This window comes from [Flexibacter] sp. ATCC 35208, from assembly GCF_001975825.1.
Taxonomy (GTDB): Bacteria; Bacteroidota; Bacteroidia; order Chitinophagales; family Chitinophagaceae; genus Chitinophaga.
The window spans coordinates 1-4,625 of record NZ_MTKN01000139.1 but is presented as its reverse complement, the minus strand read 5'-3'; the positions used below and the strand labels follow the sequence as shown (position 1 = coordinate 4,625).

Annotated in this window: 2 protein-coding genes; both read right to left on the bottom strand. The window is 45.3% G+C overall.

Features of this window, described 5'->3' with window-relative positions:
* Positions 1 to 4,039, bottom strand: a 4,039-nt coding sequence (locus tag BW716_RS34360) for a hypothetical protein (protein ID WP_143709217.1), incomplete at its 3' end; no start/stop codon positions are given.
* 4 nt (positions 4,040 to 4,043) lie between these two features.
* Positions 4,044 to 4,625, bottom strand: a 582-nt coding sequence (locus tag BW716_RS37315) for a hypothetical protein (protein WP_179091409.1), incomplete at its 5' end; no start/stop codon positions are given.

Sequence of the window (4,625 nt, the reverse complement as noted above, 5' to 3'; positions counted from 1 at the left end):
CCGGATGCGAGGCCAGGAAATCTACTGCCAGGTTCTTTAACGTGGTACAGGTATCTGATGAACCTGAACTCCGTGCCTCACTGGATGATGCCTTTGCCAGTGTCACCGATGTACAATTGTCAATAAAGTCCAGGTATTCCCACGCCTCTTTTGCAAAGCCCAGCTTTACATTCATGTAGTTAACAAAGAACCGGTTCTTCTGCTGCTGAATGGTATCCCCTTCTTCCCTGGTGGGTACGGATGTTGGATAAGCTCGCAGGAACTGGTTGTAAAAGGTATCGACCACTGCACAGGTAACACAAATCTCACCCGTATAACACTGTAATGCAGGTGGAATGGTAACAGCATTCTCCAGGCTTACACAGGTGTTGCTACTATTGCTACAGGAATTTAATAAGGCTGTGAGATCAGCATCCGTCATACTAATACCACGGGTACGGTTCACATAAATAGCAAAACTAGTATCTGTATCTGTTGCATGGAGCGTGTATTCTGTATACAGTGAATTCAGTTTCGCACACTGACAACTATCAGGTTTGCTGGTGAGCGTGATATCATAATACGCCGGCTGCGCATCGTAGGCCGCCGGGTACGTAATCATGTATTCATTACACTCATACGGATTGGTAATACTATGGGTTGAATTGTATTCTGCCAGTACTGCTTCGAAACTTGCATAGGCATAAGTGCTGCCATCAGATATTGTACTTGACCCAAATGGATGTGCAGTATCAGAACCTTGCTTACATACCTCTACCAGTTTTGGGATGATCACTCCATACAAATCCGCTGAATCATACTTACAGCTTGCCAGGTTTTTCACCCACTCCGCTATATAACTCCGGCAGTTCTGAGCATAAGACGTATCCATCGCTACCCGGACAGCGTCTTCAGCTGCCTGTATACCCGCTGCCGTAGTTGCACTGGCGTAAGACGGCGCACTGGAACTCAGCGCACTGGCTGCTGTATTGAAGATAGGCTGGTAGCCGGAATCTATCAACTGGGAAGCCGTTACTGTACAGGACGATTTATCAATGATGGAATCAAGTATATGATGCTTGGCATTGATGTACATCTCCCTGAAATTGCGCCATTGCATATCCAGGTCCGCTGTACAATTAGTACTGGCAGTATAAGCAGATTTTATTGTGCTATATGAATCATAACAGGAATTGGTTGAATCCACGCATTTCACCATCCCTGCCGCTACGGTATACATCGTGTACCCCGTTTTCTTATAATTGGTCCCTACCTGGTAGCGCAACTGTGTAACAAGCGTGGTATTTGTATAAATTGGATCCTGCTTGTCCTGATGCAGGTTAAACGTGTTAACAGTACCGTCAGCCAACCCCACAGGGTTCATATACCCTTTTGCATTAGCTGAATCATAGGTATCTACTTTTCTGGCTACCTCATCCCAGTCATAACTATCCTTATATATTAAATAAGTGAGGTATTTACAATACTCCGGATGGAATTTCAGCAATGCATCTGCCCATGAAGTTTTGAATTTATTGGCGAATTGCTCCGGTGAAAGGTCCTGAGGAATTACCCATGCCCCAGTCAGCTCATCATACACAGTATCCCGCTTGCCATTCTCATCCAGGTAGATGACAGAATCCCGCTGGTAAGGAGGCAGTACCGTTTCATCCTTATTATAGAAGATGGAAAATATTGCCAGCGAATCATCAGCTACTGCATACTGACCTGAAGGTGGCGTCACGTCTGCCAACATCTGCGTCAATACATCTGTGGCAGGAGATACACTGTCACATAGTGCATTACAGGCATCTACCGCCTCTTCATAGGCGATATAAGCCGCATCTCTGTAGGAAGCAGAATCAGTTGCGGAAATGCTACCTAATGTCATATACTCCGTCCGGAAGCTATCCCAGCTACCAATATTGGCAAAGCAGGCCTGGCAGTCAGGTATGCACTCTGTACTACTTTGTACAGTCGCTTCATCACTGATATAACCCGCAAGGGTTTTGCAAAGATTCTTTTGCAGGAAGATGCTGTCCTTGTAATACCCCAGCGCCGCGGTGTTAATACTGAGTGTCTTAGTTATTTCATAGGTACCACGGGGAAGATGTATGGTAAATGAATCAGCGATTTGCTGTGCAGTCGCATTCGCTACAGGATCTGACCCTGTCGTGTAATTATGTAATTCCTTTACGTATGCAGCACCACCCAGCCGTTGATTATTCGCATCGTCTGTGATAGTAATGGTTACATCATACCATATATTGTATTTTACGGAATCATTATTACAATCAGGAATGGTCAGGGTGGGGGTATTTAGCTTGTAGCGGAAAGTATAATCAGCTTCAATGGGTACCAGCTGACTCTTTGTGGTCTGCAGCGAGAGATCCTTCAATACATTGCTGGTCTTACCAGACAAGGTATCGACATACGTCAGTGACGTAATGCCTGATAATGATGAAAGACTGGCACTGTCCGCCCCTCCTGCCAATGCTGTTGCAATGGTACGCCCATGCATATCGACATACGTTACTGACAACTGGCCATTGGCATCCTGTACCGCGTTTTTAAAGTAATGTGATTTATCACCTACATCTGTACCAAACAGGAGATCTAATTCATTCTGTCCGGGCGCACCATAGTAATACCGGGTCTCATGGTTGCTCCCCAATTTATATACCGGACCCACCCCACTCTCTCTGCTTATTCTGCCTGTATTATCAGGTGTATATTCCGTTTGCACAAAGGCATACCCACCACCCACAGGCAGGTACTTGTTCATGCCTTCATTCTTCAGCGGATTATTGGCAGAGTAATACTGATTCGTACCATTTAATACAGACATACTATCTGCTCCACCCGTCAGGTAATCTTCGGCCGTAGATAAGGAATCGTACATATTCTTATCATACTCCACCCCTCCTGCCGCTGTATTAAATTTCTGAAAATACCTGATGGCCGTATTTAATGTGGGCGAAGGCAAGATAGCTATGGCGGGTCGTCCCTGGTAATCGTACATTGTTTCTGCCACCAGTGCCGTATTGGTACTGTTATCTTTCGTGACAGTCTGCCGGCCCCGCATACTACCATCAAAGTATTGTACCACTACTTTTCGCTTACCATCTTCGGCATATTGGATGGAAGACTGCCAGTTGAGCGAACGCTCATGCCCCCTGTAATAAAACTTTCCTAAACCAGTTATATAGTTAGAGCTCCACAGGGTTTCCATACGCACATAATTATCCCGCTCCTGTACAGACCTGACACGATAAAACAAATATCCCGGTTCATCGTACATGAGCGGTATATTATAGGTAGTACCTGTAACGGTTACGCGGGTGGCATTATTCGTAAACAAAGACTCCGTATCAAGCGGAGTACCATAACGGTACAATGCAGTAGAATCGATGTATGTCCATTCAAGATCGTAATCATCTGCTCCCTGTACGGCAGACCAGGTTACCGTCAGCTCATCGCTGGTATCTGACAATGCGGCACTGTTATCACTTACACTATCCACGGCATCCGTACAGGCTATTTTATACACCGGGTGTACATCCAGTTCATTTTCCAGCAACAGTGCCGGTAGAATATCCTTACTGGCCGTGGAGGTGATACTAACCACCCTGATAGTGACCTTATGTGCATTGTTGAATGCAAAGCTGCTCCTGCTGGTATATGACGCGCTTGTCTTATTATAATCAAGCGTCAGCGTCTGGGTAAGTGAATCCTCTGTCAGATCAGCCTTGGTGTAAATTATCCGCACATCCACAGCTGCTGTAAATTCTGAAGGAAGGTACAGGGTGGAATATTCATTAATCCTGAGGGTAACAATATTCCTTACACTATAAGGTGTATCCAGTTTTGGTTGTATTTCTTTATCAAAGTATCCTTCATCCTTTACACTCACGTTGGCACCTACCACTATCTGGCCTGAGCTGCCATCCAATACTTCTTTAATAACGGTTACTGTCTGTGCCTGTCCTTTCATGGACATCGCCATTAACAGGAACAGCATACACCATATGCCTTGATATTGCTGCAATAGTTTTTGCATGGGGTTATTGTTTTAACAGGGCGCTCCTGCTTTCGGTGATCGTTTTAATACCTCGTTCCGTTTCCTTTTTAGTACGGATCAGGGTGCCATCATCATCGTATTCATATAGTGTGGCATAGTTATTTTCGTCAAGTTGTGCCATGAGCCTAAGGCTAACAGGGTCATAGACAAAAGACTGCATGTTGGCATTGTAAGGATGAATACGCAGATCATCCAGATATACAACCATACTATTCAATGACTGGAGGTTGACTGACAACTGGGTAGTACCCGCAGGCAGGGTAACCACCTGTTCGTATCGTTGCCAGCCTTCTATGATGGCACCTGAAAGTGTAGCGATCACCGTGGTGGAATCACTGCTGCCTTTTACTACTATACTGAGACGATTATTGGCATAGGTGTTACCGGCGCATTGCATCCCTTCTTTTATCCAGCAGCTCACTACGATCTGCTTACCTTCGATGGGTGAGAATACAGGGATCAACGCATCCTGGGTAGCTTTGACACTTTTGAGCACAGGTGTGGTAGTTGTACAAAGATTCGTACCTGTATTAAAGGTCAGACCTAAGGATGCAGTGTCAGCAGC